This is a genomic window from Pseudomonas sp. PS02303 (genome assembly GCF_029959925.1).
Lineage (GTDB): Bacteria > Pseudomonadota > Gammaproteobacteria > Pseudomonadales > Pseudomonadaceae > Aquipseudomonas > Aquipseudomonas mandelii.
Window position 1 is genome coordinate 1 of the sequence record NZ_JASCOM010000323.1, and the last position, 5,953, is coordinate 5,953.

Annotated in this window: 5 protein-coding genes; 3 read left to right on the top strand and 2 right to left on the bottom strand. The window is 59.8% G+C overall.

Annotation, left to right across the window (positions count from 1 at the left end; genetic code table 11):
- Positions 1–111: 111 nt before the first annotated feature.
- Together QMX98_RS31545 and QMX98_RS31550 are read right to left on the bottom strand one after the other, a co-directional pair.
- Complete coding sequence (locus QMX98_RS31545) at positions 112–1,857, bottom strand: phosphoethanolamine transferase CptA (protein WP_077747794.1); 1,746 nt, start codon at positions 1,855–1,857, stop codon at positions 112–114.
- 209 nt (positions 1,858–2,066) lie between these two features.
- Positions 2,067–2,249 carry a DUF6026 family protein gene (locus QMX98_RS31550; protein ID WP_077747795.1) on the bottom strand — a complete coding sequence of 61 codons (183 nt, stop codon included), beginning with the start codon at positions 2,247–2,249 and terminating at the stop codon, positions 2,067–2,069.
- Positions 2,250–2,521: 272 nt separating this feature from the next.
- On the opposite strand from QMX98_RS31550, the gene gnd reads away from it, so the two are divergent.
- Genes gnd through QMX98_RS31565 form a run of 3 tightly spaced genes read left to right on the top strand, consistent with a single transcriptional unit; the run spans position 2,522 to position 5,843 of the window.
- Positions 2,522–3,502, top strand: a complete 981-nt coding sequence (gnd, locus tag QMX98_RS31555) for a phosphogluconate dehydrogenase (NAD(+)-dependent, decarboxylating) (protein ID WP_102595630.1) — start codon at positions 2,522–2,524, stop codon at positions 3,500–3,502.
- Positions 3,499–5,022 (top strand): glucose-6-phosphate dehydrogenase, encoded by a 1,524-nt coding sequence (gene zwf / locus QMX98_RS31560; RefSeq protein WP_102595631.1) that lies wholly within the window; start codon positions 3,499–3,501, stop codon positions 5,020–5,022. Before gnd ends, zwf begins: the two co-directional genes overlap by 4 nt.
- Positions 5,019–5,843 carry an HAD family hydrolase gene (locus QMX98_RS31565; RefSeq protein ID WP_282411930.1) on the top strand — a complete coding sequence of 275 codons (825 nt, stop codon included), beginning with the start codon at positions 5,019–5,021 and terminating at the stop codon, positions 5,841–5,843. The genes zwf and QMX98_RS31565 overlap by 4 nt, the downstream gene beginning before the upstream one ends.
- The last annotated feature ends 110 nt before the right edge of the window (positions 5,844–5,953 follow it).

A 5,953-nucleotide genomic window follows, 5' to 3' on the forward strand; every position in this document is an offset into this window, starting at 1 on the left:
ATTTTAAGATGTTTCGGAGAGGTTAAGGCGGGGGGCTGGTGTAACCCTGTGGGAGCAAGCTCCCGCAGGGTTCTCGACAGAGTGAAAGATCGGCGCCGATCCCTCAGCGCATCATTTCTGCGCGACTGCCGGATCGGTCGGCGTGCTTTTCGGTTTCATCAGGCTGAAGTCGATCAGCGGGCGCGACTGACGCTCATACGGATTGCCGATCATCAACGGACGCGGCGTGAAGCTGTCGCTGACCAGGCTCTTGCTGCGGTCCAGCTCATCAAAACTCAGACCCGCCAGGTCCGCCCAGGTGTGGATCAGTTGCGAGCTGCTGTAAGGCCGCGCCAGGTCACCGGCAAAACTCCAGTCGTGGGTTTCACGCCATTTCGGCGAAGCCCAGGCCATGAACGGAATGGTATACATCGGTGCCGTCGGCTTTGCCTCGTTGCGTCCCAGCGTGCTGTGGCCCACGGAGTCGAAGACATCTTCGCCGTGGTCCGAGAGGTACATCAGGAAGCCGTTCGGATCGGATTTGGCGTAGTCCTTGATCAGGCTGGACACCACGAAGTCGTTGTACAACACGGCGTTGTCATAGCTGTTGTACGTCGGCACCTGGTCGTCACGCACGCCGTCTGGCACGCCTTTGCGATCGGTGAACTTGTTGAAGGTCGGTGGGTACCGGTACTGATAGCTCATGTGCGTGCCGAGCAAATGCACCACGATCAGCTTGCGCGGTGCGGCGTCTGCCAGGGCCTTGTTGAATGGCGCGATGACGTCGCCATCGTACTGCGCGGCGTTCTGGTTGCGGTTGTTGTTCAGGTACACCTGCTCGTCGGCCTGTTCGGAGAACGTGGTGAGCATGGTGTTGCGCTTGGTCATGGTTTGCTGGTTGGTGATCCAGAAGGTCTTGTAACCGGCCTGTTTCATCATGCTGACCAGGGACGGCGTGGACAGGTAAAGGTCCGGGTTTTCTTCGTCGGCGAACGTCAGCACCTGCTGCAACGCCTCGATGGTGTAAGGGCGCGGGGTGATGACGTTGTCGAAGACCGCCATCTGATCCTTGAGCTTGTCCAGTTCCGGCGTGGTTTCACGCGGGTAGCCATAGAGGCTCATGCGCTGACGGTTGGTGGACTCGCCGATCACCAGCACCAGGGTCGCTGGCTGGTTGGCCATCGTGTCCTTGAGGTTCTTGAGCGGTGGGATCTTGCTCGCGCTGTCGAGCATGTCTTGCATGCCGGCCAGGGTGTCGAGGTAACGGTGATACGCCACTGCCATCTGCCAAGGCACCGCCGGCTCGATACGGGTTTCGAATTTTTCGAAGCCTCCGGCCAGACTGCCGGTGCGTGCGGTTTGCTTGATCAGCGGGTAACCGACCACGGCCACCAAGATGGCGGTTGCAGCCACCAGCGCACGTCCACGGGGCATGTACACCGGGCGCAAGCGGGTCCACAGGAAATAAGCAAACAGCGTGTGGGCGAGGAACGCCGCCACCATCCACCAGGCGAAATACTGGGTCATGTACTCGCCCGCTTCACTGATGTTCGATTCGAACATGATGAAGATGACGCTCTGGGAGAATTCCTGCTGATAGATGAAGAAGTAACCCAGGCTGGCCATCGAGCAGGCCCACAGCACCACGCCGATCACCGCGGCCATGACACGAGTCTGTCTAGGGAACAGCAGCATCGGTGCAAGCCAAATGGCGCTCATCACAAAGGCTTGGCGGAACCCGGTGAAGCCCGAGGTGCCCGTCAATTGAATGAGTAATTGGGTGATGCCGGAAAAATACCAGAAGAACAGGAACAACCAGAGAAATCCTGCCCAATCAAAACCTTTCGCAGTCGTATTGCTGCGTTTAAACACAGTCATTCAGCGCTCCAGCCAAAAAAATCAAATCGCGTCGACCCGTCGGGAGCCTTCCATGTTGCCGACGAACGGAAACCGCACGGATACCGAGCGGCCATAATGAGCCGGAGTATCAACACGTCGATGTGAAAACTTTGTGAGTTGCCGCAAACGGCAAGGCTGGGAAGCGGTGTCGGAAACAGCAGAAGGCTGTTTCCGAGTCAGGCGGGGGATCAGGCGTGTGGTGCGCGCGCGGTGACGGGCAAGGGCTGAGCCGAAGAGCTTTGTGTGAGTAAGCGCAGCTGCGCGAGCTCCTGCTTCAACAGGTCGCGCTCTTCTTTCAACTGGCGCAATTCATCACGACGGATCGTGACGTAAAGGGTTTGTGCTGGCCGTGCTGCTTGTACTGTGCCCATTGCTCACCTCGCAAATGGCGTGCATCAACTGTAAAACCGCCCCGACATCGGGTGCTGTATTACTATCGGCACCGATTTTGATTTCTTTTGCCCCTGAAGGGAACTTTTTTATTTTTCATGGTCGTTGTGTCTTGAGTTCGATTTCCGACGTTATCAGTCAGGATCGGGCACAATGCCCGGAAACTTCACGCCAACGCTCTGGACTAACCCTCATTGGTCGCGTTGGGCTATAACCTTTGACACACTTTATTTGTAGTAGGGAGCATCAGCACATGCAACTCGGGATTATTGGACTGGGCCGCATGGGCGGAAATATTGCGCGTCGCCTGATGCTCAACGGGCATACCACCGTTGTTTACGACCGCAATACCGCCTTCGTCGACACCCTGGCAGCAGAAGGCGCCAAGGGCGTCATCGACTTGCCGGCGCTGGTCGCAGGCCTGGCCAAGCCACGTGCGGTGTGGGTCATGCTGCCGGCCGGTGCGCCGACCGAAGACACCATCGACTCCCTGAGCACCTTGCTCGAAGCCGGCGACACTATCATCGACGGCGGCAACACCTTCTATAAGGACGACATCCGCCGGGCGAAAACCCTGTCGGAAAAAGGCCTGCACTACATCGATGTCGGCACATCCGGCGGCGTCTGGGGCCTGGAGCGCGGTTACTGCATGATGATCGGCGGCGAAGCCGAGGTGGTGAAACGCCTTGATCCGCTGTTCGACAGTCTGGCCCCCGGCATGGGCGACATCCCGCGTACCAAGGACCGCAAGTCGGAAGACGATCGCGCCGAGCGCGGTTACATCCACGCCGGCCCTGCAGGTTCTGGCCATTTCGTGAAGATGATCCACAACGGCATCGAGTACGGAATGATGCAGGCCTTCGCCGAAGGCTTCGACATCCTCAAGACCAAAGCCAGCGAAAACCTGCCGGAAGACCAGCGTTTCGACCTGAACGTGGCCGACATCGCCGAAGTCTGGCGCCGTGGCAGCGTGGTGTCGTCGTGGTTGCTCGACCTGACCGCCGACGCACTGGCCAGCGATCCGAAACTCGACGGGTACTCCGGCTCCGTGGCTGACAGCGGTGAAGGCCGCTGGACCATCGAAGCCGCCATGGAGCAATCGGTGCCTGTACCGGTGCTGTCGAACTCGCTGTTCTCACGCTACCGTTCGCGCGGCCAAGGCACCTTTGGCGACAAGATCCTCTCGGCCCAGCGCTTCGGCTTCGGCGGCCACGTGGAGACTTCGAAAAAATGACCCGTCTGATCCGCAATAAATCGAAAGCAGAACCCGCACCACCGACCACGCTGTTTCTGTTCGGTGCCCATGGTGACCTGGTCAAGCGCTTGCTGATGCCGGCGCTGTACAACCTGAGTCGCGACGGTCTGCTAGGCGATGGACTGCGGATCATCGGCGTTGACCACAACGCCATCAGTGACGAAGCCTTTGCGCAGAAGCTTGAAGATTTCATCCGCACCGAAGCGGCCACCAAAGTCGGCAAGGGCGATGAAGCCCTTGACCCGGCGCTGTGGGCCAAACTGGCCAAAGGCATCAGCTACGTCCAGGGCGATTTCCTGGACGACAGCACGTATCAAGCGCTGGCGGCGAAAATCGCCGCCAGCGGCACGGGCAATGCGGTGTTCTACCTGGCCACCGCGCCACGTTTCTTCAGTGAAGTGGTGCGCCGCCTCGGCGCCGCCGGCTTGCTGCAAGAGACACCCGAAGCGTTCAGAAGGGTGGTGATCGAAAAACCGTTCGGCTCCGATCTGCACACCGCCGAAGCGTTGAATGCATGTCTGCTCAAGGTGATGTCGGAAAACCAGATTTACCGGATCGATCACTACCTGGGCAAGGAAACCGTGCAGAACATTTTGATCAGCCGGTTCTCCAACAGTCTGTTCGAAGCGTTCTGGAACAACCATTACATCGACCACGTGCAGATCACCGCCGCCGAAACCGTCGGCGTGGAAACCCGTGGCAGTTTTTATGAACACACGGGCGCCTTGCGGGACATGGTGCCCAATCACCTGTTCCAGTTGCTGGCGATGGTCGCGATGGAACCGCCGGCAGCCTTTGGCGCCGATGCGGTCCGTGGCGAGAAGGCCAAAGTGGTCGGCGCGATACGTCCGTGGTCCACGGAAGAGGCGCGAGCCAACTCGGTGCGTGGCCAATACACGGCCGGCGAACTCGATGGCAAATCCTTGGCGGGTTATCGTGAGGAAGCCAACGTAGCGTCCGACAGCAACACCGAAACCTACGTCGCGCTCAAGGTCATGATCGACAACTGGCGTTGGGTCGGCGTGCCGTTTTACCTGCGCACCGGCAAACGCATGAGTGTGCGTGACACCGAGATCGTCATCTGCTTCAAACCTGCGCCCTACGCGCAGTTCCGCGATACCGAGGTCGATGAGCTGCAACCGACCTACCTGCGGATTCAGATTCAACCCAACGAAGGCATGTGGTTCGACCTGTTGGCCAAGCGGCCCGGGCCGGCCTTGAAAATGGCCAACATCGAGTTGGGTTTTGCCTACAAGGATTTCTTTGAAATGCAGCCGTCCACCGGCTACGAAACGCTGATCTACGATTGCCTGACGGGTGATCAGACGCTGTTCCAGCGCGCCGACAACATCGAGAACGGCTGGCGCGCCGTGCAGCCATTCCTCGATGCCTGGCAGCAGGACGCGAGCGTGCAGCGCTATCCGGCGGGCGAGAACGGCCCGGAGGCGGCTGATGAACTGCTGGCCCGCGACGGTCGCGTCTGGCACAGCCTCGGATGAGTGACGTCACGCCACAATCCATCCGTTTTCTGCTGAGCGACATGGACGGCACTTTGCTGCTGCCCGATCACAGCCTCAGTCAGCGCACCATCGAGGCCGTCCGTTCGTTACGTGAGGCCGGCGTGCTGTTCAGCCTGGCCACCGGGCGTCCACCGAAAGCCATGCTGCAGCAGATCGAAGCGCTCAGTGTCGACCTGCCGACGGCGGCATTCAATGGCGGCACGATCGTCCATCCGGACGGCAGCGTGCTGGTCGCGCATTATTTGCCGGCCACGGCTGCGCTGACGGCGTTGGCGCTGTTTGCCGATCAGGCGGACGTGGAAATCTGGGTGTTCAGTGGCGGTGACTGGTTGCTGAAAGACCCGCACGGGCCGATGGTCCCACGCGAGCAGCACGGCCTCGGCTATCCGCCGGTGGTGGTCGAGAGTTTCGAGCCGTATCTGACGCGCATCGACAAGATTGTTGCCACCAGCCACAACACGCAGTTGTTGATTGAGCTGGAAGCCCAGCTGCTGCCGAAAGTGGAAGGCCAGGCACAAGTCTCGCGGTCGCAACCGGTGTACCTGGACGTGACAGCGATGCTCGCCAACAAGGGTGCCGCACTGGCGACACTGGCGGAGTTTCTCGGTGTGCCGCTGGAGCAGACTGCCGCGATGGGCGATGGCGGCAATGACCCGGCGATGTTTCATCGTGCCGGGTTGTCGATTGCCATGGGGCAGGCGGAAGAAGCGGTGAAGCGCCAGGCCGACGTGGTGACAGGTGCCAATACCGAAGACGGCGCGGCCCAGGCGATCGAGCAATACATCCTCAACGCGGGTTAAACCGCGTTATCGTTCTTCGCGGGCAAGCCTCGCTCCTACACTGACCTGTGGGAGCGAGGCTTGCCCGCGAAGGCGTCAAACCAGCTAAATCCAGTCTCTTATACACATAT